The organism is Rheinheimera soli (assembly GCF_031457405.1).
Taxonomy (GTDB): domain Bacteria; phylum Pseudomonadota; class Gammaproteobacteria; order Enterobacterales; family Alteromonadaceae; genus Pararheinheimera; species Pararheinheimera soli_A.
Map to the genome: position 1 here is coordinate 298,467 of NZ_JAVDWR010000002.1, position 24,575 is coordinate 323,041.

The window sequence follows — 24,575 nt, forward strand, 5'->3', positions numbered from 1 at the left end:
CATTGACCTGTGTACAGGACACTATGCTAAAGCAGCTGTTTCAAACAAAAAAAACTTTAATGCTAGGGGTCGATATTGGCTCACATGCTGTGAAAGCTGTGTTATTAAGCCAACATAACCAGCATTATAAAGTAGAAGCCTTTGCAATAGAACCTATGCTGAAAGGCACTATGGTGGATCGTGAAATTCAGGATATTGAAGCTGTAGCCCATGCTTTATTAAATATCAGGAAAAAGATAGATAAATCAATTAAGTATGCCGCATCTGCTGTGTCAGGTTCATTGGTGATCAGTAAAGTAATTTTTATGGATGCCAGTTTAACAGACGCTGAATTAGCACGTCAGATTGAATTGGAAGCCGATAGTTTAATTCCATACCCGCTGAATGAAGTCAGTTTAGACTTCGAACGGCTGGAAGCCAATGAAACAGACCCAAGCAAGGTCAATGTGCTTTTGAGTGCGGCCCGCACTGAAAGTGTTCAGGCTCGGGTAACCGCCTTAGAGTCTGCCGGATTTACCGCCAAAGTGATAGATGTTGAAAGCTCTGCTTTGAGCCGGGCCGCTGAACTTTGTCTTGATCAGTTGCCTGAAGATGCAGCAGAAAAAGTGGTGGCTGTGCTGGATATAGGTGCCACTATGACGTTGCTGAGCATAGTGGAGGGCGATAAAAATCTTTATACCAGAGATATTGCCTTTGGTGGCGAGCACTACAGCCGCAGCATTATGAATTACTACAATAAAACCTATGAAGAAGCAGAGCAGGCAAAAATTCTGGCTGACTTGCCCCCCAGCTATAGTTTTGAAGTACTGGCTCCTTTTCAGACCATGTTGTTGCAACAAATTCGCCGTGCTATTCAGATGTACCTGACCACAAGCGGCAAAGAGCAGGTGGATTATTTACTGGTCAGTGGCGGTACCGGTTTGCTGGACGGCATAGACAAATTGATCAGTGACGAGCTGGCTATTCAGACTGTGATAGCCAATCCATTTCGTCATATGGAATTAGCGGCGGACCTTAATCGTCAGGAACTGACTGAAAAATCCCCTTGCCTGATGATCGCTACAGGCTTAGCGTTACGGAGTTTTAACTCATGGCATCAATAAACCTGCTGCCATGGCGTGAAGCCGCGCGTAAACAACAGCAGCTGAATTATCTGACCCTGTTGGCTCAGGTGGCGGTGTTGGCTTTTGTGTTGATGTTTTTTGTCTACTGGCTGTATCAGGCTCGTGTGGAAGGGCAACTCAGCCGCAATGCATTGCTGGAAACAGAAATTCAGGCGTTGGATCAACGTATTGCGCAAATCAGCGAGCTGGAAAAACAAAAAGCGGGTTTGCAGCAACGTATGTCGCTGATCGAGCAGTTACAACGCAGCAGAAATCTGGGCACCCAAATTATGGATGAAGTGGCTAAAACCGTACCTGCAGGGGTGTATCTGGTGTCTTTAGATAAAAAATTCAACAGGTTACTTGTTGTTGGAAAAAGTGAGTCGAATAACAGATTATCCAGCTTACTACGGGTGATTGAACAATCCCCTTTACTGAATCAACCTGTGCTGGAGTTTATTCAGGCCAGTAAAGAGGACAGTGGCCTATTGAGTGATTTTAAAATGCATTTAGGTCTGGTTGGGGCTGAACCTCCGCCATTACCGCCTGATGCCGCTGCCGCAGCTGCTAAAACCGGAGCAAGCAAATGAGCCTGAACATTAACTTGTCCGACATCGACTTATCAGAAATTGATTTTAACGATATGGGCGCCTGGCCCAAAGCCGGAAAAATTGCCTTGGCTTCGGTTGTTGCTTTTAGCGTAATGCTGTTGAGCTACTTTTTTCTGATTGAAACTCAGGTGACCAACCTTGAGGCAGCCCAGCAGAAAGAGCTGGAACTGAGGCTCGATTACCAGAGTAAGTATGGCAAGGCGATCAATCTTGAGCTGTATCAGGAACAAATGCTGGAAATGGAAAAAACCTTTTCCACCTTATTAAAACAATTACCAGCGACCCATGAAACCCCTGGCATGCTGGATGATATTACTTTTGCCGGCACTTCTGTGGGTTTAACTTTTGTCCGTATTAACTGGATGCCGGAAATTGAGAAAGAGTTTTATACCGAATTGCCAATTCAGATAGAAGTGATAGGGGATTACCATCAGATCGGAAATTTTGTCAGTGAAATTGCCAAATTACCCCGTATAGTCAGTCTGCATGATTTTGTGATCCAAAGCAGGGAAGACGGTAAACAGAGTTTTAGCGTTATAGCCAAAACTTACAGATACAAGGAGTTGAAAAAATGAAACCGGCTTCTTTGTTTCTGTTGCTTTCTGTCTTGTGCTTAGCCGGATGTTTTGATGACACTACCGATATTGAGCAGTTTATGGCGGACGTGAAAGCAAGCACCAGCGCCAAAATTCCGCCTTTGCCACCGGTCAAAGCTTTTGAACACTTGCCCTACACCAGCTCCGACTTACGCAGTCCTTTTAGTTTGCCGTCACCAGAAGCTTACAACCAATTGCCTGTACATCAGCCTGGTTGTATCCAGCTGGATAATCAGCGTGAAAAACACCCATTGGAGCAATTCGCGGTAGACAATCTAAAAATGCGCGGCACTTTGGGCCATGCTGATCAGTTGTGGGCTTTGATTGAGGCTTCGGATCAAAGTTTGCACAGGATCAGTATCAATGACCGACTAGGGTTATTTCATGGCAAGGTTATTGCTGTAAAGCCAGACTATATTGAAATTACCGAGTTTATTCCTGATGGCAGTGGTTGCACTGTGCAGAGAAATAGCAAATTGCAATTGTTGAATGCGTCCGCTGATGCAACCGAAACTAACTGAGCGTGCTGAATGATGATAAAAATTAAAACAAGCTCCAGGCTCTTCTGCGTTAATAAAGTGATAGTGCTGTTTTGTGCTGCGCTGGCTTTTTATACCTCAGCACAACAAAGTACAGACTTTATTAATGAAATTGATTCGATAGATTTTCGCCGTGGAGAGCAAGGCGAGGCTAAGGTTCTGGTGTTCCTGCAGCAAAATTCAGCTGCTGTGGATGTGGTTGAACAAAATGGCCAGATCCAACTTGACTTTCATGATACCCAAATCAGTGATGAATTATTGTATCAACTGGATGTGCTGGACTTTGCCACTGTGGTCAAAGGCATAGAAACTTTCCGTGAAGGCAGCAAAGCCAGGCTGGTGATTGCAACGCTCGATTCGTTCACCTACAGCTACCAGCAAATCGATCAGGTGTTTCATCTGGTGGTGCAAAAACGCGCTGCTGATCAGCAGCAGTCCGCAGCGGCAGCTCAGTACGTTGGGCGGGCTATTTCTTTGAATTTTCAGGATATTCCGGTGCGTACCGTGTTGCAGATTATTGCAGATTACAACGGCTTTAATCTGGTGACCAGCGACTCAGTCACAGGCAATATCACCTTAAGACTGGACGGCACTCCCTGGGATCAGGCGCTGGATATAGTGCTGAAAGTGCGGGGGCTGGATAAACGTATGGATGGCAATATTCTGATGATAGCGCCCTCAGATGAATTGGCTGCCCGTGAAGCCAAAGAGCTGCAAGCTCAGCAACAGGTGGAGCAGCTTGAACCTCTAATTTCTGAATTCCTGCCTATTAACTATGCCAAAGCCGCGGATATTGCTGCTCTGTTAAATAACAAAGAAGCCACTTTGTTATCTGCCCGCGGCAATGTGGCTGTGGATGACAGAACCAATACCTTACTGGTGAAAGATACAGCAACCACTATTGAAAGTGTGCGTCGCTTGCTCAGACGACTGGATGTGCCGGTGAAACAAGTGCTGATTGAATCCCGTATGGTGACAGTCAAAGATAATGTGCGGGATGAAATAGGCTTACGCTGGGGTTTTAGTGATCAGCAAAATGACAGAGCCTGGTCAGGTAATGCGCCTGGTGCCAATAATTTGGCAGGTGGTACTGTGCCTGCGCTCAATGACAGGTGGAATGTGAATTTACCTGTAGCGAATCCGGCTGGCAGCATAGCTTTTCATGTCACTAAATTTGCCGATGGTACTTTACTGGATCTGGAGTTATCAGCGCTGGAGCAGGAAAACAAGGGCGAAATCATTGCCAGCCCGCGTATTACTACCGCTAATCAGAAAAAAGCCCGCATAGAGCAGGGCACTGAAATTCCTTATCTGGAAGCATCCAGCAGCGGCGCTACTACAGTGACCTTTAAAAAAGCGGTATTAAGCCTTGAAGTCACGCCACAAATTACGCCGGACAATAAAATTATTCTGGATTTGGAGATCACCCAGGATACCCGGGGTGAAACTGTGTCGACTGGTAATGGCCCAGCGCAGGCGATAGACACGCAGCGCATCCAGACCCAGGTGCTGGTGGATAATGGCGCTACAGTGGTTTTAGGTGGCATCTATCAGCAGCAGATGACCAATACGACCTCCAAAGTTCCGGTGTTTGGCGATATACCCTATTTGGGTAATTTATTTAAACGTCGGAATGACTTTAATGAGAAAACTGAATTACTGATCTTTGTCACCCCAAAAATACTAACCGAAAGCCTGTAGCATGACATAAAGCAAGGCCGGAGCTGACGCTGGCTCCGGCAGAAAATTCGCTTGCCAAGCCAAGCTGATTGCTGACATAATTCACCGCTTCAAATTTTCGTGGGAGCTTTCGGGTCCTGAAATTAACCTTCTAAGTTAGCGCAGCAGCATTACGAACTATGGCAGAAAAACGCAATATCTTCCTGGTAGGCCCAATGGGTGCAGGCAAAAGTACAATTGGCCGTCATTTAGCAGACATGCTTCATCTCGAATTCTACGACTCAGATCAGGAAATTGAACGCCGCACTGGTGCAGATATAGCCTGGGTATTTGATCTGGAAGGCGAAGAGGGATTCCGTGTTCGCGAAGAAAACGTGATCTCGGACTTAACAGAGTTACAAGGCATAGTGCTGGCGACTGGTGGTGGCTCAGTGCTGAGCAAAGAAACCCGCAACCGTTTATCCGCGCGTGGCATAGTGGTTTATTTAGAAACCCCTATAGAGAAACAAGTGGCCCGTACTCAACGTGACAAAAGACGTCCGTTGTTACAAACCGAAGAGGCACCTAAAGAGGTGCTGGAACGTCTGGCGGCTGAGCGTAATCCTCTGTATGAAGAGATTGCTGACTTTACCGTACGTACAGACGAACAAAGTGCCCGTTCAGTGGCGAATCAAATCGTTGAACAACTTGGTTTCTAGTTTGAGATAACTTTTCAGGGATATTAAGGAGAGCTGTGTATGCAAAAAGTTGCAGTACAACTTGGAGAGCGCAGCTACCCTATCCTGATCAGTCCCCAGTTATTTGCTCAGCCTTTGACGGATTTTTTACCTCAAGCCCGTCAGGTGGTGATTATTTCTAATCCAGTGGTTGCAGGGCTTTATTTGCCTGCTGTCACTGCATTATTTCCCAACTCTGTTGTGCACTCCTTTATTTTACCTGATGGCGAAGCCTATAAAACCCTGAGCTCTTTTGAGCAGGTGATGTCCTTTTTGCTTGAACACAAAATCAACCGTGATGTGTTACTGGTGGCTTTGGGGGGCGGAGTGATTGGCGATCTGACAGGTTTTGTCGCGGCCTGTTATCAGCGGGGGGTACGTTTTATTCAGGTACCTACCACCTTATTGTCGCAAGTGGACTCTTCAGTGGGCGGTAAAACCGCAGTCAATCATCCCTTAGGTAAAAATATGATTGGCGCTTTTAAGCAACCTGATCTGGTGCTGATCAATACCTCTGTCTTAAGTTCGCTGCCTGCTGCTGAATTTGCCGCAGGTATGGCTGAAGTCATTAAGTATGCACTGATCAGCGACCTGACCTTTTTTCACTGGCTGGAACAAAACCAACTGGCTATCCGTGAACTTCAGCCTGCTGTAGTAGGTGAAATGATCCGCCATTGTTGTCAGATGAAAGCGGACATTGTCAGCCGTGACGAAACAGAACAAGGTGAGCGGGCTTTATTAAACTTAGGTCATACCTTTGGTCACGCCATTGAAGCCTTTTTAGGTTATGGACAGTGGTTACATGGCGAAGCTGTGGCTGTAGGTATGGTGATGGCAACACAACTGGCTGTCAGCCGTGGTGATGTCAGCACTGAAGAATTACAACGTATAATTCAATTGTTATCTGCCTTTGATTTGCCTGTGGCACCTCCAGAGCAGATGAAAATTGCAGATTTTATGCCTTATATGAAAACCGATAAAAAAGTACAGGCAGGCAAAATGCGCTTTATCGTGCCCACCGCATTAGGGCAAAGCGCAATAGTCGATGATGTGACCGAACAAGAACTAATGGCTCTCTTCAGCATATGAGTAAACAAGCTCTGCAACAGCGTTTAACGCAACAATCAGGCCTTTTAGGCTCCCAACGTCAGTTACTGCAACGTTTGCTGTTGCAACTGGAATTTAATCAGCCTGACCGTTTACAACTGGTGGGGTCAAGCGGTAGTGGAAAATCTACCTTGATCCTGACTCTGGCTGAAATTTGCTCTGAGCAGTTTAATCTGGCTTTGTTACAGGCTGATGCTGGTCTGACCCCCGTTGATGTGTTAAAAGTACTGCAGCAACAATGGCTTGGCTCTGCAGCTATGCCCCGCACTTTGACGGACTTTGTGGCTCAATTGGATAAATCACAACAATACCTGTTGCTGGTGGACGATGCAGATCAGTTAAACGAAGCCAGTTGGCAGCTTGTGCAGCAACTGCCAGTCAGCGTGTTTATCAGTAGCCTCAAGGCTAAAAATGATATTCGTCTGGCGATGAATATTCCGGCATTCACTGAAGAAGAAGCCGCTGAATTGTTAGCTCCCTATCATTTACAGGGCCGTGAGCAACGCGAACGCATTGAAGATTGTGCCGGCGATTTGCATTTATTGTTACATGGTCTGAACGCCAGTTCCCCCCGTAAAGCCGCTGTTTTTTCGAAACCCAAAGCTGAAGTTGTTGCTTCATCGCTCGCTTTTACGGCCAGGGAAGAGAAAGCTGCTCCTGTTTTTGTGGCCGGAGCCAGAGATCATAGTTTTGATTTAAATGACAGGGATGACCCGCTTGGACTTCGTGCTACAGATACCGCAGAAGCGCAGCCATCCTTTTCAATAGAAAACGAACAACGCAATGATTATCGCAGCCGCGCTGTGGAAGAAAAAAAACCTGCAAAGCAGGCTTCAGGCCAGTTTTTTTCACCATTTTTAGTGATGAGCCTGGGTTTTGGTTTGATTGCTGCTGTGGTGATGTTCTGGTTATGGACTGAACAACAGTTCAGGGAGCCTATAGCTGCTGATATGGTGCCTTATTATCCAGCGGCGGATACCAGTGCTGCAGCGCGCTTGCAAGCGGATCGTCATTTTGAGCCTACAGTCGAAATCAAAGCGGAAATACCAGCGCAGTCCACTGCTGCGGTAAATAATTCTGCAGCAGCAAACACAGCGCAAGCAGTGGTTGCTGATCAGGGCTTGCCACAAATGGCGATGGAAAGAAACACTGATGCTGCCAGCATGATAGAGCGTCGGGAAGTGGCTAAAGATGACAACGGTTTGCCTCAACAACAAATAGTCTCTATGACGATTGAATCTGTGCCTATGCGTGAGCAGCCCGTGATCCCCGCTTTACCTGCGCCAGGTGAAGAAGCTGTGTTCATTGAACCTGAAACCGCAGCAGAACGCCCTGTTGTTCAGGCCGCCGTTCAGACTCCAACTGAAACTGCAGCCGGGCAAAATGATTTAGTTGCGGAAATGGCGGCTGATGCCGGACAAATTTCCCCTGCAGTTCAAACCTCAACTCAATACGATGCTGCTGTATTGTTGGGGATGCTGCCAGACACTGTCGCTATTCAACTGGGTGTATTTTCGCAGGAAGCTGCGGCGAAGAAGTTTTTACAGCAGTATTCGACCTTAAACCTGCAGCTGTACCAACGTCAGCAGCAGGGTAAAACTCAGTTTGTGGTGGTTTCTGCTTCTTATGTGAATGGTGGTGCTGCCAGACAGCAAGTGAAGTCTTTACCTGAAGAGTTAAGACAACAAACCCCATTTGTGAAGCCTTTAAGTGATATTCAGCGTGAGATCCGCTCAGCCAATGCGAACTAAAGTGATACAACCGCAGAGCGCACAGGTGCTTTACTTATGCTGAAAAAGTCCAGAGCTTTTCTGAAATGGGCTGGCGGAAAATATAATTTAGTAGACGCCATTTCTCTGCAACTGCCAAAGGCGCCTTTGTTGGTCGAACCTTTTGTCGGAGCTGGTTCAGTATTTTTGAACACGGATTATCCGGAGTACCTGCTGAATGATATCAATGCGGATCTGATCAACCTGTATCAGTTGTTACAAACTCAGCCTGCTGAATTTATTGCCGATGCCAGAGGGCTATTTGTCCAAAGCAGTAATGAAAAAAGCAGCTATCTGTCATTTCGGGAAGAGTTTAATCAAAGTACGGACAGTTATCAGCGTTCCTTGTTATTTTTGTATTTGAATCGCCATGGCTACAACGGTTTATGCCGTTACAACAGCAGTGGTAAATTTAACGTGCCTTTTGGCAGCTATAAAAAGCCATATTTCCCTGAAGCTGAATTATGGTTTTTTGCTGAAAAAGCGCTAAAAGCTAAGTTTGTCTGCATGGATTACAACGCACTGTTGCAACAGATCCATGCACCTGCTGTCGTGTATTGTGATCCTCCTTATGTACCACTGAGCCGCACTGCCAGTTTTACCTCTTATGCCAAAAACAGTTTTGATTTAGATGATCAGGCACAACTGGCCAATCTGGCGGAAAACTGCCAAAGTCGTGGTATCAGTGTAGTGATCAGTAATCACGACACCACTTTAACCCGCAAGCTGTATGAAAAAGCAACCTTGACTTCTATTCAGGTCGGGCGGTCCATCAGTCAAAAAGGTGCAACACGAGGCAAAGTCGCGGAGCTTTTTGCTTTATATGCAAGCAGTGCTCAGCCTTCGACGACCCAACTGACCAACAGCAGCAATAAGCCAATAAAAATAACCACAGCAAAAATTCCTGCCACTAAATAAGGCCAGATGCTTGTCGTCTGAAAGTCTTGTTGACGTTGTTGCTCAGATTGAACCCCAACAATAGCACCGAATACGGCTTTGAGTACCTGCTTAAAGCCTGGAGCTTTTGCCATTTTACCCTCTGTGGTTAAAGCGGTTCAGTAACTCAAGTAAGTCAACAAAGTGAAATTGAGTGGAGCGGCTGTTGCCTTGTAACCAACTGAACCAGCTTTGCTGAGAAGGTTGACACAATGACGTAATAGCCAATGGTTTAGCGGGATCAGCCTGAACTGAGGCCTGACATAATTCAGAGGTTGAATTTTTATGTTGGTAGGTCACAACACCAAGACACAAGCTAATGGCCAAAACGGGCATTATTTTGCGGTTTGTTTGCTGTTTCATACGAACCTCAACTGATTGAATTATGTGCTGGATGATACTCAAGTTGAGAACAAGTTACAAGTTTATAACTTCGCCAGCCAGTGACAAAAGTCACTTTGGGTCGTGTTTTTTGCGGAAATCGAAGGGAAAGCAGGGCAAAATTGTTGACTTGCCCTGCAAGGACAGATTAGAAAGATTTACTTAAGGTCAATACGGCACGACCATCACATAAATCACAGGCGGCGGAACCTTCGATATCAGTGTCTGCATATTTCAGCGATACACCAGCGCCCCAGACTTCTGTACTGAAGCCTATACTCCAGTCGATATAAGCATCTTTGCTGACAGGACCCGCAGCTAAAAAGGTTGCAAACTCTTCAGAGTCTTCAAAGACGTTGTAGCCAAAATGCAGGTCTATAGTAAAGTTTTCAGCCATTTGATAGTTGTAGTCAGCAGATAAATAATAATAGTCGTTTACATCTGTGCCAAAGTAGTCTGGCGAATAGGCGACACCTAAAGTCCAGCTGTCATAAAAAAACTTGGCATAACCTTCAAAAAAGTTAAACTCATCGACGTCGTTATCGCCTTTTGGATAACGGTATTGCATGACACCTACATCCACATTCCAGCTTTCATTTAAAGCGCCAGCCCAACCGCCCAGAATGTCCAGCTCCATGCTACCTTCACCAAACTTGATATTTGAACCCCAGGCCGACACATAAAAGCCAGATTCTCCGCTTAAAGTAAAGCCACCCTGAACTGCAGGGCCTTCATCCGTTTGCGAAATACCGCGGAATAAATAATCTGAGGTAAAGGCCACGTTACCTGAAAGGGTGGCGGCGTTCACACCAAAACTGCTGCCCGCGATCAGCAAAGCCGCGAGGCTACGGCGAATTGTTTTACTTGTTGCTTTTGATCCCAGTGTTACTTTTTTTGTCATTTTATTTGCCCTTATCTATTAGTTCCCGTGAATACAGTCCATTATTTATGCCATTGCGTTATTCATATATAAATCATATAGATAGTAGTTTGATACGGGGATCTTTGCTAAATAATGTGCAAAAACGGTGCGTTGTTGCCTGCTTTTTGTGCAGAAGGCCTTGTCAACAAAGATGATTTTTTCTCAGCGATTCAGTAAAGTCTGGGCCTCGCTTTGTGACAACAGCTTTTTGGAGAGAAGATGCGCCAACAGAACTGGATTGCTCCATCAATTCTATCTGCAGATTTTGCCCGTTTGGGTGAGGATGTGACCCGGGTTCTGCACGCCGGGGCTGATGTTGTGCATTTTGATGTGATGGACAATCACTATGTGCCGAATTTAACCTTTGGCCCTATGATTTGCAGCGCATTACGCAACTATGGCATCACAGCTCCTGTGGATGTGCATCTGATGGTTGAAAATGTGGATAGCCTGGTGCCTGCTTTTGCAGAGGCCGGGGCTTCTATCATCAGTTTTCATCCTGAAGCATCTAAACATGTTGATCGTACTTTGCAATTGATCCGCCAGCAGGGTTGTAAAGCCGGCCTGGTGTTTAATCCGGCAACTCCGTTAAGTTATCTGGATTATGTGCTGGATAAAGTCGATTTGGTTCTGCTGATGTCGGTCAACCCGGGTTTTGGTGGTCAGTCTTTTATTCCTGCTACCTTAAAGAAACTGCAACAAGCCCGCCAGATCATTGACCAAAGCGGTTTGCCAATCCGGCTTGAAGTTGATGGTGGCGTTAAGGTGGAAAATATCCGCGAAATTGCAGAAGCAGGTGCTGATACCTTTGTGGCTGGTTCTGCAATTTTCAGTCAGAGTGATTATCAGAAGGTGATCGATCAGATGCGCGCTGAGCTGGCCGGAGTGAATTAGTGCGTCCTTTTCAATTGTTGGCTTTTGATTTAGATGGCACTTTGGCAGACAGCGCTCCGGATATTTTACCCGCGTTAAATCAGATGATGGCAACACTTGGCAAAGAGCAGGTTAGTCTGGTTCAGGTGCAGCATTGGCTGGGCAATGGCATGGCGATGCTGATTAAAAGAGCATTAACAGGTCAGCTTGACCCGGAGCACTTTGATAGCACTGAGTTTAACCGGGCACAGCAGCTGTTTATAGGCTTTTACCAGCAAAGCAATGGCTCACAGACCCGTTTATTTGACCAGGTGCCCGAAGTATTGGCGCAGTTAAGTCTGCTGTATCCTTTGGCTGTCGTCACCAATAAACCACGGCAGTTTACCGAACCTTTGTTGCGGCATTTAGGCATTCAACACTTGTTCAAAGCGATTTGGTGTGCTGATGATGTAGATAAAGCCAAACCTGATCCACAGATGTTGTTGGCTTTGGCGGCTCAGCAACAACTTCCAGTCACAGACATTTTGTTGGTTGGGGATTCTGAAAACGATATATTTGCGGCCCGGGCTGCTGGTATGCCTGTCATTGCGCTGAGCTATGGGTATAATCACGGCCAATCCATTGCACAAAGTCAGCCGGATCTGGTGTTGGAGTCTTTCTCCTTGTTACCAGATGCCATTTGTTGTTTAGAACAGGAAAGATAGATGTCAGAGTCAAAATCCAATACCCCACCAGCTAAACCTATAGTCTTAAGTGGTGCTCAGCCTTCAGGCCAGCTCACTATTGGAAATTATCTGGGGGCTTTGCGTCAATGGGACAGAATGCAGGATGACTACGATTGTTTGTACTGTATTGTGGATTTGCATGCCATTACTGTACGTCAGGAGCCGGCAGCGCTGCGTAACGCTTCTCTGGATAGCCTGGCCTTGTATCTGGCCTGTGGCATAGACCCAAACCGTTCCAGTGTCTTTATGCAATCTCATGTACCAGAGCACAGCCAGTTGAACTGGATTTTAAATTGCTACACCCAGTTTGGTGAATTAAGTCGCATGACGCAGTTTAAAGATAAATCTGAGCGTCACAACAATAACGTCAATGCTGGTTTATTTACTTATCCTGTGCTGATGGCGGCCGATATTCTGGTGTATAACGCGAATCAGGTGCCGGTAGGCCATGATCAGAAACAGCATCTTGAATTAGCCCGTGATATTGCCAGCCGCTTTAATGCCTTGCACGGCGAGGTTTTTACAGTGCCTGAAGCTTATATTCCTGGTGTGGCTGCACGAGTGATGAGTTTGCAGGAACCGACAAAAAAAATGTCCAAGTCGGATGAAAATCCGTGGAATTTTGTCGGTCTGCTGGAAGATCCGAAGATGATCAGCAAAAAATTCAAAAAGGCTATGACGGATTCTGAAGATCCACCTCGTGTGGCTTATGATCTGGAAAACAAAGCCGGTGTGGCTAACCTGCTGAGCATATTAAGTGGTGTGACTGGTCAGTCGATTGACAGTCTGGTGGCTGAATACGAAGGCAAAATGTATGGTCACTTAAAAGGTGATGTGGCTGATGCTGTCATTGCCTTATTAGAGCCTGTACAAGCGAAATTCCATGAAATACGCCAGGATCAGACACTGATGGATCAGGTATTAAGACAAGGCGCAGCACAAGCCAGAGCCCGCGCCGCAGTAACACTTGAAAAAGTGTATGAGGCTGTTGGTTTTGTTTTACCCACCTAAATTACTTAGGGTTTGATTGAAGGTTGATTGATAATAATGCTGTAAAAGCCGGATTGTTATGATTGTATTGATAGATAATTACGATTCTTTTACCTACAATTTAGTTCAGTATTTTGCTGAATTAGGGGAGCAGGTACTGGTAAGGCGTAACGATGAAATCAGTCTGACTCAAATAGCTGCGATCCGGCCTTCCTGTCTGGTGATTTCCCCTGGTCCTTGTAGTCCTGATCAGGCTGGAATTTCACTGGCTGCTATTCAGCATTTTGCAGGACAAATTCCTATTTTAGGGGTATGTTTAGGCCATCAGGCGATAGCTCAGGCTTTTGGTGCTAAAGTGGTGCGGGCTAAAACTGTGATGCATGGTAAAAACTCGCTGATTAAACATAAAGAGCAGGGCTTATTTCAGGGGCTGAATAACCCTTTGAATGTAACGCGCTACCACTCTTTGGTTGTTGATCGTCATTCAGTGCCGGATGACTTTAGTATCGAAGCCTGGACTGAAACAGAGCAACCGGAAATTATGGCTCTGTCGCATAAAAAGTTGCCTGTGCATGGGGTGCAATTTCATCCCGAGGCGATATTAACTGAGCAAGGTCATCAGTTATTGCAGAACTTTCTGACATTGTGCAAAGGCCTGAACAATAATGGATAAATAAGGTGTGTAAACACACAAAGTAAAGGGTAGTTATGTCTTTGTCTTCTTTCTCCTCTCTGGAGCAGCTGTTTATTGATAATCTGATTGGTGTTGATCCTAATCAGAAGCGTTTACGTTATTTAAAAAACCAGCAAAGCACTAATGAACAGCGGCCTATGCTGGAGGTCGAACGTAAAGCACTCGAAGCCCGCCAGTCTGGTGAAAACGCCAAAAAGATTTTCCTCGACTTTACCCAGGCGCATCTGCACGACGAAGTTGCACAGGAATTGATGCAACGCCTGAGCAGCATCGAAGTGATCAGCAGTTCATTATTTGATTTAGGCCCCAACTTCCCGGCATTAATTGATGCTTTAAGTGCCAAGGCCGTCACCTTAAACCAGTTGGATCCACTGATCAGTAATGTGGAATGGATGAAGGAAGATGTGCTTCGCTTAGTCAACCAGCCGCGTTATCGTAATAAAACCAGCTCAGGCAATTTGGTAAAGGATATTAAAACCGCATTAAGATTCCTTGGCATCGAAGCTTTGCAAGCTCTGGTTCCTGTGTATGCGTTCCGGCACTGTATCCCACATTCCACAGACCCTTTTGCTCAATTTAAAGTCAAAATATGGGAATACTCTTTGGCCACAGCTATTGCTGCCCGTGAGATTGCCAACGCACAAGGCTTAAATGGTTTTGTTGCTTTTTGTGCCGCTATGTTCCAGACCATGGGCCATATGGTGGTGATCCGCAACTACTTACGCAGTTATGCTCAGGTGAAACGTACTGAGTTATTACGAGCCCGTGATGCCCGCGATAATGAACTGACCGATGCTTTAGAAGCTTTAGATGCTGACGCAGGCTTTTTATCCAGCAGTATTGAAGAGTTTGCCGCTATTATCAGTGCAGATTTAATAGCTCGCTGGCAGTTAAAACGTATGCCATTGGCCGCCATTTTGGATCAAATTGCGGATGATACGCCGTTAAGCAGTTGCAGTGATTTAACCCGTGTTGTCAAACAAGCCAATACTTATGTGCAGGTGAAGTTTCTGGTGAATGAGCAGCGACTGGATGTAGAAGAAGCCAATAAAGCGTTAAACGACGCAGGCGTTCATAACGAAATGCGTAAAATGTTGTCCCAACTTGACCTGAAAAAGCTGTCTTTTGAATAATTTCAAAAAAATTAGTCAATAAACATGCAGTTTTTTTCAACAGCACTTCTGTAGAGTCAAAAGGCAGAGCAGATCAACAGGGCCATTCGTTCCTCTGTGTTTTTCTGCTCTGTTTCCTGAAGAAAGCAAATAGCTAGTTATTCACATCCTATGCAAAACTATCTGGAAGCCTTATTTTTCAAGGCTTTTGGCCGTTCTGACAGCAAGACTTTTCATTTTTTATCTGTAATAATGCGGTGAAGCATCTTTTTCCGTTTGCTGTTTTTTTACTGAAAATTTGACCAGAGTAAACAGCAGACTTTTATTGCAGCAGAGGTAAAAAATGGCAGAACATATTCAGGTCACCCGTGCTTTATTTGATGAAGTGATGGTTCCAAACTATGCACCGGCACCTATTATTCCGGTCCGTGGTCAGGGCTCCAGGGTCTGGGATCAGGCGGGCCGTGAATACGTTGACTTTGCAGGTGGTATAGCCGTAAACGCCCTAGGCCATTGCCATCCGGCATTGGTGTCTGCTTTAAAAGAACAAGCCGACAAGTTATGGCATTTAAGTAATGTGATGACCAACGAGCCAGCTATTCGTCTGGCGCAAAAGTTAGTTGATAGTACCTTTGCCGAAAAAGTTTATTTTGCTAACTCAGGCGCTGAAGCCAATGAAGCTGCTTTAAAGCTGGCACGTCGTTGGGCTTTAGATAACTTTGGTGCGCAAAAACAACAAATCATCTCCTTTGGTAAAAGCTTCCATGGCCGTACTTTTTTTACTGTCACAGTAGGTGGTCAGGCTGCGTATTCAGATGGTTTTGGTCCTAAGCCAGGCGCTATTGACCATGCTGAATACAATAACCTCGAAAGTTTAAAAGCGCTGATGTCAGACAATACCTGTGCGGTCATTTTAGAGCCTGTGCAGGGCGAAGGCGGTATTATTCCGGGTGACTTTGCATTCCTGCAAGGCGTGCGTGATCTATGTAATCAATTTAATGCGCTGATGATTTATGACGAAGTGCAATCCGGTGTTGGCCGTACAGGTAAACTTTATGCCTATATGCACAGCAATGTAGTGCCTGACATTTTAACCACAGCCAAGTCTTTAGGCGGTGGTTTCCCGGTTGGCGCTATGCTGACCACTACAGCTATCGCCAGCCATTTAAAAGTAGGCACTCATGGCAGCACCTATGGTGGCAACCCATTGGCTTGTGCTGTAGCTGAAGCGGCTTTGGATACCATCAACCAACCAGCAGTACTGAATGGTGTACTGGAGCGCGAACAGTTGTTCCGTCGTGAGTTGGCTGCTATCAACGAAAAACACAATGTGTTCAGCACTGTACGTGGTCAGGGCATGTTGTTAGGAGCTGTGTTAAACGACGAGTTTAAAGGCCGCTCACGTGACTTTTTCCTCGCTGCCGCTGATCAGGGCTTATTTGCTTTAGTGGCTGGCCCGGATGTGGTGCGTTTTGCTCCTTCTTTAGTGATCCCTGAAGCAGATATTATCGAAGGGATGAAACGTTTTGAAAAAGCAGTAGCCCAAGTGAAACAAGGCTGAATTTAGCCTCGAACACTGTCTGACTACATAACAATAAAGCAAAAAATGAAGCGCCTTTTAAAAGGCGCTCTGAAGCAAAATAACTGGAGTAAGCGACTATGATGGTCATTCGCCCAATCCGAGCCGAAGATTATCCTGAACTGTACGATATTGCTGTCGAATCAGGTCATGGCTTTACTTCGTTGCCCGTCAATGATGAGTTGTTACAGCGTAAGATCAGCAGATCTGAAGCCTCCTTTGCCAAAAAGGTCGATAAGCCTGGCGATGAAGGTTATCTCTTTGTACTGGAAGATACAGAAACAGCAGCAGTGGTGGGTACCAGTGCTATTGAAGCCGCAGTCGGGCTGGAAGATGCGTTCTACCATTACCATTTGGGTAAAGTAGTGCATACCTCAAGAGCCTTAGGGGTTTATAACCCTGTGGATATTCTGACTTTGTGTAACGACTACACTGGGGTCTCCGAGCTTTGTACGTTGTTTTTACGTGAATCCTGCCGCAAACAAAATAATGGTCGCTTGTTATCCAAGTTCCGCTTTTTATTTATTGCTGAATTTCGCTCGCGTTTTGCCGACAGGGTCATTGCCGAAATGCGTGGTGTGTCGGATGAAGATGGTCATTCGCCGTTCTGGAAATGGTTGCAGGACAGCTTCTTTTCTGTGGATTTCCCGACAGCGGACTACCTGACCGGCATAGGCCAGAAGGTGTTTATTGCTGAATTGATGCCGAAGTACCCGATTTACGTCAGTTTATTAAGTAAAGAAGCTCAGGCTGTCATTGGCAAAGTGCATGAAAAAACCCGTCCGGCTTTGGCTTTGTTGCAATCAGAAGGTTTTTCCAATACGGGTTATGTTGATATTTTTGATGCAGGCCCAACGGTCGAAGCCAAAGTGGAGCATATCCGCACTGTGCGCGGCAGCCGTAAGCTGCAGGTGCAGATTGGTACTGTGGCAAGTGGCCAGCCTTATATGGTGTCTAACACTAAGTTGGAAGACTTCAGAGCGACCTGGTTGCAACTGCATCTTGATGAAAACAGCGAGGTGGTGATTCTGCCTCAGGACTGTGCCGATCTATTGCAGGTCACCAATGGCGACTGGGTGCGTTTAGCCCGGATTTAAACCAACATCCAAGGTAGCAAGTGGAACAGACATCATGACAGAATTAGCAGTGCAATTTATTAATGGTCAGTGGCAACAAGGTACTGGCAGTTTATTTTCTTCGTTAAACCCGGCCAAACAGCAGCTGATCTGGCAAGGCCAAAGTGCGGACGCCACTCAGGTCAACAGTGCTATAGAGGCCGCCAGAGCAGCTTTTGAACACTGGAGCGAGTTAAGTTTTGATGCGCGTTTAGAGATAGCCCGTGCTTTTGCCGCACAACTGACAGAACACAAAGAGCAATTCGCTTTGTGTATTGCAGAAGAAACAGGCAAACCTTTGTGGGAAACCCGCACTGAAGTAGCGGCTATGATTGGCAAAATCGATATCTCTGCCCGTGCTTATCAGGAAAGAACAGGGGTGAAAGAAAACCCTATGCCACAGGGTAAAGCCTGGATCCGCCACAAACCTCACGGGGTAGTGGCTGTGTTTGGTCCTTACAACTTTCCTGGCCACTTACCTAATGGTCATATAGTGCCAGCTTTATTGGCGGGCAATACAGTGGTATTTAAACCCAGCGAGCTGACGCCAAAAGTGGCAGAACTGACAGTGCAGTTGTGGCAAAAAGCCGGCTTACCTGCTGGAGTGCTGAATTTACTGCAAGGTGAAATTGATACAGGTAAAGCTATTGCCAGCCACCCTGGTATTGATGGTTTGTTTTTTACCGGCAGCTCTGGTACAGGTCATTATTTGCATCAACAGTTTGCCGGTCAGCCGCATAAAATTCTGGCCCTGGAAATGGGTGGCAACAACCCGCTTATCGTCCAGAAGGTAAAAGACATAGATGCGGCAGTGCATGACATTATTCAGTCGGCTTTTATCTCTGCAGGTCAGCGTTGTACCTGTGCCCGTCGTTTGTATTTGCCGCTAGGTGCTGAAGGTGATGCAATACTGGCACGTTTGCTTGAAGTCACTAAGGCTTTGAAAGTTGGCTTGTACGATGATGTTGAACAGCCTTTTATGGGCACTTTAATTTCTGAAAAAGCAGCTTTGGGTATGCTCAAGGCGCAGCAGGATTTAATAGAGCGAGGCGCAAAGGTGTTGTTGGCTATGCAGCAGCAGCCACAAAGCCCGGCTATGTTAAGTCCTGGTATTCTGGACTGCAGTGCTATCAGCACTATGCCGGATGAAGAACATTTTGGCCCCTTGTTAAAAGTGTTCCGTTTTGCTGATTTCAGCGATGCGATTAAAGCGGCCAATAACACCAGCTTTGGTTTGTCTGCTGGTTTATTGTCGGATGATGAAGACTTGTATCAGTTGTTTTTCCGCAAAATCCGCGCAGGCATAGTGAACTGGAACCGGCCTATTACAGGTGCCAGTTCGGCAGCCCCTTTTGGTGGCATAGGCGGCAGCGGCAACCACAGAGCCAGTGCTTATTATGCGGCAGATTATTGTGCTTATCCGGTTGCTTCAGTAGAGCTTGAACAGTTGCAGTTACCAGAACAGTTGTCACCTGGTTTAAGCTTCTGATCCTGACAAAGTCAGTTTTTTAGGTTTTATTTTAATCGGGGCTATGCCCCGATTTGTTTTATCAAACAAAATTTGCTTAAATGACATTCACTTATCGGCAAATTATCTGGGCTTTTCTGTCAAGCGCAGATAAAGTCCTGTATCCAGTGTTGTGCACTATAGGTGTCCCTTTTGTATGGTAACTGATAAACCCGGCTACGAGCATCTGATCCAGTTTCTGACTGAACATTTGTCGCTGTTTGAACAACGAGGACCGGTGGTCGCCGGCGCTAAAACTCTGGGAGAAGTGCTGGAAGAATCCATTGCTGAACAAATTATTCAGCTCTGTACTCAGCATACCGAATTGGAGATGAATCATCGCAGCATGATAGTGCGGGAAGTGGATGGCATTTTATATGACTTTCAGGAAGTATTAGCTTCAGTACTGGAAGAGCCTGCGACTGAACAGCAAACTGAACTTATTCAGGAAATATCTTTATTGATTAAAAACCTGTTTGATACAGCTATTGCAGCTTTGATGGATTAATCTTAACTAGCCTCATCTGACTGTTTTCCGTAAAATAGCCATTCTTTACTACGGACAACAGGATCTCCTATGCAAGCCAGTGTAAAATGGGCCGGTGACCAAACCTTTATTGGCCGCTCTGACAGTGGTCATAATGTGGTGTTTGATGCTCACAAAGAAGGCAATGCTGCCCCAAGCCCTATGGAAATGGTATTGATGGCAGCGGGTGCCTGTTCTTCGGTGGACGTTGTTAGTATTTTGCAAAAAGCCAGACAGCAAGTCACGGATTGTGAAGTGATTTTAACTGGCGAACGTGTAGAAACTATTCCTCGTGTTTTCAGTAAAATTCATCTGCATTTTGTGGTAACAGGCTTTGACGTCAGCGAAAAGCATGTGGAAAAGGCGGTGAATTTGTCGGCTGAGAAGTACTGCTCAGTGTCTATTATGTTGTCACAAAGCGTTGAAGTGACTCATTCTTTTAGTGTGAAACAATCCGAAGTACGGCCTGAGGCTGAATAAAGATTGTATCAGCGCTGTTGTTCTGTACTGGGCTACAGCTCTGACTATGGAGGTAAAGAAGACGTGGTTAAACCTTTTGAAAAACTAAGACTGCATGGTTTTAATAACCTGACTAAAAGCCTGAGTTTCAGCATTTACGATATTTGTTATGCCCAAACTGAGCAACATCGTCAGGAGTATATCTCCTATATCGACGAGCAATACAATGCAGACCGTCTGACCGATATCCTCAGCGAAGTGGTGGATATTATAGGCGCAAACATTTTAAATATTGCCCGGCAGGATTACGACCCTCAAGGGGCAAGTGTGACTATTCTGGTCAGTGAAGAACCTATTGAAGGGTCTCCGGACAATTCAGAAAACCCGGGTCCATTGCCAGACTCTGTGGTGGCTCACTTAGATAAAAGCCATATTTGTGTGCACACCTATCCTGAAGTACATCCACAGGATGGGATCTGTACTTTCCGTGCTGATATTGAAGTCTCAACTTGTGGTTTAATTTCACCACTGAAAGCGCTGAACTTCCTGATCCACAGCTTTGAGTCGGACATAGTGACCATAGATTATCGTGTCCGCGGTTTTACCCGTGATGTGAATGGCGTGAAACACTACATAGACCATCCTATTCATTCTATTCAGAACTTTATGGACAAGCAGACCAAAAATGCCTTCCAGATGGTGGATGTGAATGTGTATCAGGAAAACCTGTTCCATACCAAAATGATGCTCAAAGAGTATGATTTAAACAACTACCTCTTTGGTACTGGCGTAGGTGAACTGGATGACGTTGAGCGCAAAGTTATCAACAAAAAAGTGAAACGCGAAATGCGGGAAATTTTTTACGGTCGTAATTTACCGGAAATGGAATAAGCCTCTCTCATTTAGAGTAGAGGTTCAGAGTTTTAGACTCTGAACCTCTACTCCAACCAGTTAATTTGACCCCTGGCCTGACGCCTTTTAATAATCAGCTGCTCTACCAATGGCGTTAATATCAGCTCCATGGCTAAATTCATTTTTCCTCCCGGCACCACCAGTGTATTCACCCGTGACATAAAAGCGCCGTTGATCATTTGCAGGTAGTAAGGGAAGTCGACATGTTTAATGCCGCGAAAACGGATCACGACAAAACTTTCATCTAATGACGGAATATCTTTGGCGCTGAAAGGGTTCGACGTATCGACTGTTGGCACTCGCTGAAAGTTAATATGGGTGCGGGAGAACTGCGGAGTGATCTGATTCACATAGTCATCCATACTGCGTACTATGCTCGACATCACGGCTTCACGGCTATGACCCCGTTCTGAAGTGTCGCGGATAATTTTCTGGATCCACTCTAAGTTGACTATAGGCACCATGCCAATCAATAGATCCACATGTTGGGCCACATTGTTTTGTTCTGTCACCACACCGCCATGCAGACCTTCATAAAACAACAGATCGGTATTGGGTCTTAAATCCTGCCAGGGCGTAAAAGTGCCAGGCAGTTGGTTGTAAGGCACAGCTTCATCAAAGGTATGTAAATACTGCCGTACTTTGCCAGTGCCTGTTTCGGCATAGCTGGAGAACAGAGACTCAAGCGCGGCGAAGTCGTTGGCTTCAGCACCAAAATAGCTGATATGTTTGCCTTGTTCTTTGGCTTTACGTATTTCCAAATCCATTTCTGGTCTGCTGTATTTGTGAAAACAATCCCCTGCAACAAAACCGGCATCAATACCAAGGCTGCGGAATATATGGGAAAAGGCACTCATAGTGGTGGTTGTGCCAGCACCTGAGGAGCCTGTGACCGCAATAATGGGGTTTTTGTGAGACATAAAAAGCCTGGTTCCGTTGATTGTCAGCCGCCTACCATAAAGGATAAAGTAAGGTCACTGCAAGCACAGTAATAAAGCTGCTGCTGATCAACAAAAAAGGGTCCACCCGTGCGATTACTTTCTCTTGCTTTGGCTGCTATGGTTTTTCCTCTGGCAGCAGCTTTGCCGCAATACAATCTATATCTGACTGATTTATCAAAAAATTTGTCTATTTCTAACACAACAAAAATTAACGAAATTCCAACTTATATCAATCAGCCAGCTTTTAGTATGGATGGAAAAAGCTTATTTTTTACGCTGGAGCAGGGCAAAGATGCTGCAGTGCAAACCGATATCGGGCTTTATTTCATTGCGGATAAAAAACAACAGTTGCTGACTAAAACAAGCCTAAGCGAGTATTCGCCGACTTTATTGCCTGATGGTTCAGGTTTGTCACTAGTGGTAGTGGAAGCGGACCAAACCCAACGTTTGTGGGCCGTGGACTGGCAAGGTAACACCAGCCTGCTGAAAGCAGAGCCTAAAGGTGTGGGTTATCATGCCTGGGGGCCACATCAGGATTTGCTGCTGTTTATTTTGGGTGATCAAGAAGACAACCACACTGTGCGTTATCTGAATCAAGACGGAAAGCTAACCATTCTGGCGACAGGGGTAGGCCGCGCTTTAAGCTGGCAGCCCGGTACTCAGAAAGGGTATTACACTCAGGCTAAACACGATCGGTTGTATTTAAGTTCTTACGATGTAAAAACCAGGACGAAGATTCAAACTGAATTGGCGCTTCCAGCTGGAGGCCAGGATTTAGTCTGGTGGTCTGAAGATAGTTTATTGGTGTCTGCCGGCACTAAAATTTATCAGTGGCAGGTGCAGGGCAAACAAGAATGGAACTTGTGGCTGGATTTATCCAAAGAATGTGGCACTGAAGTCAGCCGTTTTGCACTCAACAAGGATCGCAACCTATTGGCTTTTGTTTGTAAGGCATGAATGACAGGGTCAGAGCTATCAGCTCTGACCCAGAGGTTTAAAATTTAAAGTCAATCAAAACCGGGTCGTGGTCCGATGAACGGAAAGGGTCCGGGGCGTATAAGGTTTTTTGCTGTGCTTGCGATTTAAACTCAGTGTTGTAATCAAGTATCGCCGGCTCGTCGGCGTTAATAGCCCAGTGCTGGAACAAGGTCAGTTGTTTTGCCATGGTATTGCTGGCAAGCGCATGGTCCAATGAACCTGTGCGGCCTCTGAAGACATAGGAATAATGCCCAGCTTCATCTTTAGGAGCCAGATGCACCCAACCTGCTTGTTCCAGTGCATAAATCGGGTCTTCCTGACGGTAGGCATTTAAATCTCCTATCACCAGCTGATGGGGGGTGTTGACGCCGGTTGGCTGGGTCTGCAACCAGGCAGACAAGGTTTTGGCAGCTTCAACACGGGATTGATTCCAGCAGCTCTGACCATCTTTGTTATCTCTGTTGCCTTTGTCTACAGCGGCTTTATCTTTCGGGCAACTGCCTTTGGATTTAAAGTGATTCACACTGACAGTAAAAAGACCTTCTGTGGATTTGGCCTTAAATGTCTGAGTCAAAGGAGCTCTTGAGCCATAAGCAAAGGGGCCTTCGGCAGTCATCACTGCTTTGCCAGCTTCTGTGACTTTAAGTTGGTTGTAGATAAGAGCCACTTTAATAGCGTCATCACCTAACGCCTTTTGCGGCTGAACAAAAGCATAACGCTGCTCTCCTAAGGCTTTATTCAGCTCACGGACCAAAGTAGCCAAAGCACTGCGCTCATCAAAACCATTATTCTCCACTTCCAGCAAACCTATAACATCAGCATCCATACCGGACAAAGCCGCTATCATTTTGGCTTGTTGGCGCTGCAGCTCAATTGCATTTGTAGCACCACGGCGGGTAGGGAAAGGGCTGGCAGCAGTTTCGCCGGTAAAAAAGTTCAGCACGTTAAAACTCGCGACCCGAATATGATCAGCGGCTTTGGTTTTAGGTGCAGCTGGCCGGGCATTGGTTGCAACAAAGTCAGGAAGTTGCGCCGCCACCAAACGATAACCTTGTTGGGTTTCAATCAGATAACCCTGCAGGTTTTGTACTGTATCACCTATTCGAACCGTATTAGTGGCAGATAAATTGCCGTCAGGGAAGATCACAGGATCCGGGTTCTGCTCAAAAATACCGTCATCCAGCCAGAGCTGACTTAAATGCTGCTGTTGCTCCAACTCTTTTGCTGCTTTACCTGGTCTGTGTAGCTCGGTGGCAATCCAGAGTCTTTTATCGGCCAGTAAAATTTCACCATAACGTGCTAGCGGATAAGTGTCGTTGACGATCAAAGGTTGGGGGAACGACAAATACTGGCCTTCCAAAGCTTCCCAGTCTTGTCTGGACTTTACCGGCAAAGTTGCCACCACAGGTTTTGGCGCTTCTTGTTGACCACAAACTGAGGTTTTTACATCCACCAAAGCTGTCATGCCGTTCAGCTCAACCACTTTACCTGTGATTTCAAGCTGTTGACCTGCTTTGGCTTGTTGTACCAGCTTTTTATCAGCGATAAATAAGGCTTCACTGGTTTTTGGGTTGGTATCAGGGAGCAGGCTTTGGATCAAAACTCCGGCTGCTTTACTGCCCGGATACAAGACTGCTGTGACTACACCTGAAGTGGATACTGTTTTATGCAACAGCGGGCTTTGTTGGCCTTCGCCCTGAATAGCAGCAATAGGGGTTTCGGTCTGACAAGTTGCAGATACGCCGAAGGATCCTGCGGCCAGCACCAGTAAAGTAAAAATGGATAAATTCATCAAAAAAGTCCT

26 protein-coding genes are annotated in these 24,575 nt (G+C 45.9%); 21 read left to right on the forward strand and 5 right to left on the reverse strand.

The genetic code is table 11. The features are described 5' to 3' along the window. The first annotated feature begins 23 nt into the window (after positions 1-23). The 9 genes from J2W69_RS05990 to J2W69_RS06030 all read left to right on the forward strand — a co-directional run bounded on the left by J2W69_RS05990 (position 24) and on the right by J2W69_RS06030 (position 9,039). Entirely contained in the window at positions 24-1,103 is a 1,080-nt protein-coding gene (locus J2W69_RS05990; RefSeq protein ID WP_310275586.1) for a pilus assembly protein PilM, read from the forward strand. Then, positions 1,091-1,693: a PilN domain-containing protein gene (locus J2W69_RS05995; protein ID WP_310275588.1), complete on the forward strand. Its 603-nt coding sequence runs from the start codon at positions 1,091-1,093 to the stop codon at positions 1,691-1,693. The genes J2W69_RS05990 and J2W69_RS05995 overlap by 13 nt, the downstream gene beginning before the upstream one ends. Beyond that, the gene (locus J2W69_RS06000; protein WP_310275590.1) at positions 1,690-2,289 is read left to right on the forward strand and encodes a type IV pilus inner membrane component PilO; all 600 of its coding nucleotides are present in this window, start codon (positions 1,690-1,692) and stop codon (positions 2,287-2,289) included. The genes J2W69_RS05995 and J2W69_RS06000 overlap by 4 nt, the downstream gene beginning before the upstream one ends. Then, positions 2,286-2,831: a pilus assembly protein PilP gene (locus J2W69_RS06005; protein WP_310275592.1), complete on the forward strand. Its 546-nt coding sequence runs from the start codon at positions 2,286-2,288 to the stop codon at positions 2,829-2,831. The genes J2W69_RS06000 and J2W69_RS06005 overlap by 4 nt, the downstream gene beginning before the upstream one ends. A 9-nt stretch (positions 2,832-2,840) precedes the next feature. Then, on the forward strand, positions 2,841-4,550 hold the full coding sequence (locus J2W69_RS06010; protein ID WP_310275594.1) for a type IV pilus secretin PilQ: 1,710 nt from the start codon (positions 2,841-2,843) through the stop codon (positions 4,548-4,550). A 158-nt stretch (positions 4,551-4,708) separates the two neighbouring features. Continuing rightward, positions 4,709-5,227 carry a shikimate kinase AroK gene (gene aroK, locus J2W69_RS06015; protein ID WP_008900467.1) on the forward strand — a complete coding sequence of 173 codons (519 nt, stop codon included), beginning with the start codon at positions 4,709-4,711 and terminating at the stop codon, positions 5,225-5,227. Positions 5,228-5,266: 39 nt separating this feature from the next. Further along, positions 5,267-6,334, forward strand: a complete 1,068-nt coding sequence (gene aroB / locus J2W69_RS06020; protein WP_310275598.1) for a 3-dehydroquinate synthase — start codon at positions 5,267-5,269, stop codon at positions 6,332-6,334. Continuing rightward, positions 6,331-8,103: an SPOR domain-containing protein gene (locus tag J2W69_RS06025; protein WP_310275599.1), complete on the forward strand. Its 1,773-nt coding sequence runs from the start codon at positions 6,331-6,333 to the stop codon at positions 8,101-8,103. The genes aroB and J2W69_RS06025 overlap by 4 nt, the downstream gene beginning before the upstream one ends. Before the next feature lie 36 nt (positions 8,104-8,139). Beyond that, positions 8,140-9,039, forward strand: a complete 900-nt coding sequence (locus J2W69_RS06030) for a Dam family site-specific DNA-(adenine-N6)-methyltransferase (RefSeq protein ID WP_473091921.1) — start codon at positions 8,140-8,142, stop codon at positions 9,037-9,039. Here the strand turns inward: J2W69_RS06030 and J2W69_RS20630 are convergent. The 3 genes from J2W69_RS20630 to J2W69_RS06040 form a co-directional block, all read right to left on the reverse strand. Then, the gene (locus J2W69_RS20630) at positions 8,958-9,152 is read right to left on the reverse strand and encodes a DUF2970 domain-containing protein (protein WP_083826343.1); all 195 of its coding nucleotides are present in this window, start codon (positions 9,150-9,152) and stop codon (positions 8,958-8,960) included. The two genes, J2W69_RS06030 and J2W69_RS20630, sit on opposite strands and share 82 nt — an antisense overlap. Before the next feature lies 1 nt (position 9,153). Further along, on the reverse strand, positions 9,154-9,420 hold the full coding sequence (locus J2W69_RS06035; RefSeq protein ID WP_310275601.1) for a hypothetical protein: 267 nt from the start codon (positions 9,418-9,420) through the stop codon (positions 9,154-9,156). A gap of 166 nt (positions 9,421-9,586) precedes the next feature. Next, complete coding sequence (locus J2W69_RS06040; protein WP_310275603.1) at positions 9,587-10,339, reverse strand: TorF family putative porin; 753 nt, start codon at positions 10,337-10,339, stop codon at positions 9,587-9,589. Between the two features lie 240 nt (positions 10,340-10,579). On the opposite strand from J2W69_RS06040, the gene rpe reads away from it, so the two are divergent. The 11 genes from rpe (at position 10,580) to speD (ending at position 20,831) form a co-directional block, all read left to right on the forward strand. Further along, on the forward strand, positions 10,580-11,254 hold the full coding sequence (gene rpe, locus J2W69_RS06045) for a ribulose-phosphate 3-epimerase (protein ID WP_310275605.1): 675 nt from the start codon (positions 10,580-10,582) through the stop codon (positions 11,252-11,254). Then, positions 11,254-11,937, forward strand: coding sequence for a phosphoglycolate phosphatase (locus J2W69_RS06050; RefSeq protein ID WP_310275607.1), 684 nt, complete (start codon positions 11,254-11,256; stop codon positions 11,935-11,937). Before rpe ends, J2W69_RS06050 begins: the two co-directional genes overlap by 1 nt. Continuing rightward, positions 11,938-12,969 (forward strand): tryptophan--tRNA ligase, encoded by a 1,032-nt coding sequence (gene trpS, locus J2W69_RS06055; RefSeq protein WP_310275610.1) that lies wholly within the window; start codon positions 11,938-11,940, stop codon positions 12,967-12,969. Between the two features lie 58 nt (positions 12,970-13,027). Then, positions 13,028-13,621 (forward strand): anthranilate synthase component II, encoded by a 594-nt coding sequence (locus J2W69_RS06060; protein ID WP_310275611.1) that lies wholly within the window; start codon positions 13,028-13,030, stop codon positions 13,619-13,621. A 35-nt stretch (positions 13,622-13,656) separates the two neighbouring features. Further along, entirely contained in the window at positions 13,657-14,775 is a 1,119-nt protein-coding gene (locus J2W69_RS06065; RefSeq protein WP_310275613.1) for an HDOD domain-containing protein, read from the forward strand. A gap of 322 nt (positions 14,776-15,097) precedes the next feature. After that, positions 15,098-16,315 (forward strand): aspartate aminotransferase family protein, encoded by a 1,218-nt coding sequence (locus J2W69_RS06070; RefSeq protein WP_310275615.1) that lies wholly within the window; start codon positions 15,098-15,100, stop codon positions 16,313-16,315. 98 nt (positions 16,316-16,413) lie between these two features. Next, entirely contained in the window at positions 16,414-17,430 is a 1,017-nt protein-coding gene (gene astA, locus J2W69_RS06075) for an arginine N-succinyltransferase (protein ID WP_310275617.1), read from the forward strand. A gap of 34 nt (positions 17,431-17,464) precedes the next feature. After that, positions 17,465-18,937: a succinylglutamate-semialdehyde dehydrogenase gene (gene astD, locus J2W69_RS06080; protein ID WP_310275619.1), complete on the forward strand. Its 1,473-nt coding sequence runs from the start codon at positions 17,465-17,467 to the stop codon at positions 18,935-18,937. A gap of 175 nt (positions 18,938-19,112) precedes the next feature. Further along, a complete protein-coding gene (locus J2W69_RS06085; RefSeq protein ID WP_310275622.1) occupies positions 19,113-19,463 on the forward strand; it encodes a DUF3802 family protein in 351 nt (116 codons plus the stop codon). Between the two features lie 69 nt (positions 19,464-19,532). Continuing rightward, positions 19,533-19,961, forward strand: coding sequence for an OsmC family protein (locus tag J2W69_RS06090; protein ID WP_310275624.1), 429 nt, complete (start codon positions 19,533-19,535; stop codon positions 19,959-19,961). 63 nt (positions 19,962-20,024) lie between these two features. Beyond that, the gene (gene speD, locus J2W69_RS06095) at positions 20,025-20,831 is read left to right on the forward strand and encodes an adenosylmethionine decarboxylase (RefSeq protein WP_310275626.1); all 807 of its coding nucleotides are present in this window, start codon (positions 20,025-20,027) and stop codon (positions 20,829-20,831) included. 47 nt (positions 20,832-20,878) lie between these two features. Here speD and J2W69_RS06100 read toward each other — a convergent pair whose 3' ends face one another. Further along, entirely contained in the window at positions 20,879-21,772 is an 894-nt protein-coding gene (locus tag J2W69_RS06100; RefSeq protein ID WP_127684794.1) for a phosphoribulokinase, read from the reverse strand. A 108-nt stretch (positions 21,773-21,880) separates the two neighbouring features. Between J2W69_RS06100 and J2W69_RS06105 the strand changes: the two genes are divergently transcribed. Next, entirely contained in the window at positions 21,881-22,750 is an 870-nt protein-coding gene (locus J2W69_RS06105) for a TolB family protein (protein WP_310275629.1), read from the forward strand. 37 nt (positions 22,751-22,787) lie between these two features. On the opposite strand, the gene J2W69_RS06110 is transcribed toward J2W69_RS06105, so the two are convergent. Next, entirely contained in the window at positions 22,788-24,563 is a 1,776-nt protein-coding gene (locus J2W69_RS06110; RefSeq protein WP_310275632.1) for an ExeM/NucH family extracellular endonuclease, read from the reverse strand. Positions 24,564-24,575: the final 12 nt, after the last annotated feature.

Coding starts and splice junctions, on each gene's coding strand:
- J2W69_RS05990 (WP_310275586.1), top strand. CDS start 24: ATGCTAAAGCAGCTGTTTCAAACAAAAAAAACTTTAATGCTAGGGGTC.
- J2W69_RS05995 (WP_310275588.1), top strand. CDS start 1,091: ATGGCATCAATAAACCTGCTGCCATGGCGTGAAGCCGCGCGTAAACAA.
- J2W69_RS06000 (WP_310275590.1), top strand. CDS start 1,690: ATGAGCCTGAACATTAACTTGTCCGACATCGACTTATCAGAAATTGAT.
- J2W69_RS06005 (WP_310275592.1), top strand. CDS start 2,286: ATGAAACCGGCTTCTTTGTTTCTGTTGCTTTCTGTCTTGTGCTTAGCC.
- J2W69_RS06010 (WP_310275594.1), top strand. CDS start 2,841: ATGATGATAAAAATTAAAACAAGCTCCAGGCTCTTCTGCGTTAATAAA.
- aroK (WP_008900467.1), top strand. CDS start 4,709: ATGGCAGAAAAACGCAATATCTTCCTGGTAGGCCCAATGGGTGCAGGC.
- aroB (WP_310275598.1), top strand. CDS start 5,267: ATGCAAAAAGTTGCAGTACAACTTGGAGAGCGCAGCTACCCTATCCTG.
- J2W69_RS06025 (WP_310275599.1), top strand. CDS start 6,331: ATGAGTAAACAAGCTCTGCAACAGCGTTTAACGCAACAATCAGGCCTT.
- J2W69_RS06030 (WP_473091921.1), top strand. CDS start 8,140: ATGCTGAAAAAGTCCAGAGCTTTTCTGAAATGGGCTGGCGGAAAATAT.
- J2W69_RS20630 (WP_083826343.1), bottom strand. CDS start 9,152: ATGGCAAAAGCTCCAGGCTTTAAGCAGGTACTCAAAGCCGTATTCGGT.
- J2W69_RS06035 (WP_310275601.1), bottom strand. CDS start 9,420: ATGAAACAGCAAACAAACCGCAAAATAATGCCCGTTTTGGCCATTAGC.
- J2W69_RS06040 (WP_310275603.1), bottom strand. CDS start 10,339: ATGACAAAAAAAGTAACACTGGGATCAAAAGCAACAAGTAAAACAATT.
- rpe (WP_310275605.1), top strand. CDS start 10,580: ATGCGCCAACAGAACTGGATTGCTCCATCAATTCTATCTGCAGATTTT.
- trpS (WP_310275610.1), top strand. CDS start 11,938: ATGTCAGAGTCAAAATCCAATACCCCACCAGCTAAACCTATAGTCTTA.
- J2W69_RS06060 (WP_310275611.1), top strand. CDS start 13,028: ATGATTGTATTGATAGATAATTACGATTCTTTTACCTACAATTTAGTT.
- J2W69_RS06065 (WP_310275613.1), top strand. CDS start 13,657: ATGTCTTTGTCTTCTTTCTCCTCTCTGGAGCAGCTGTTTATTGATAAT.
- J2W69_RS06070 (WP_310275615.1), top strand. CDS start 15,098: ATGGCAGAACATATTCAGGTCACCCGTGCTTTATTTGATGAAGTGATG.
- astA (WP_310275617.1), top strand. CDS start 16,414: ATGATGGTCATTCGCCCAATCCGAGCCGAAGATTATCCTGAACTGTAC.
- astD (WP_310275619.1), top strand. CDS start 17,465: ATGACAGAATTAGCAGTGCAATTTATTAATGGTCAGTGGCAACAAGGT.
- J2W69_RS06085 (WP_310275622.1), top strand. CDS start 19,113: ATGGTAACTGATAAACCCGGCTACGAGCATCTGATCCAGTTTCTGACT.
- J2W69_RS06090 (WP_310275624.1), top strand. CDS start 19,533: ATGCAAGCCAGTGTAAAATGGGCCGGTGACCAAACCTTTATTGGCCGC.
- J2W69_RS06100 (WP_127684794.1), bottom strand. CDS start 21,772: ATGTCTCACAAAAACCCCATTATTGCGGTCACAGGCTCCTCAGGTGCT.
- J2W69_RS06110 (WP_310275632.1), bottom strand. CDS start 24,563: ATGAATTTATCCATTTTTACTTTACTGGTGCTGGCCGCAGGATCCTTC.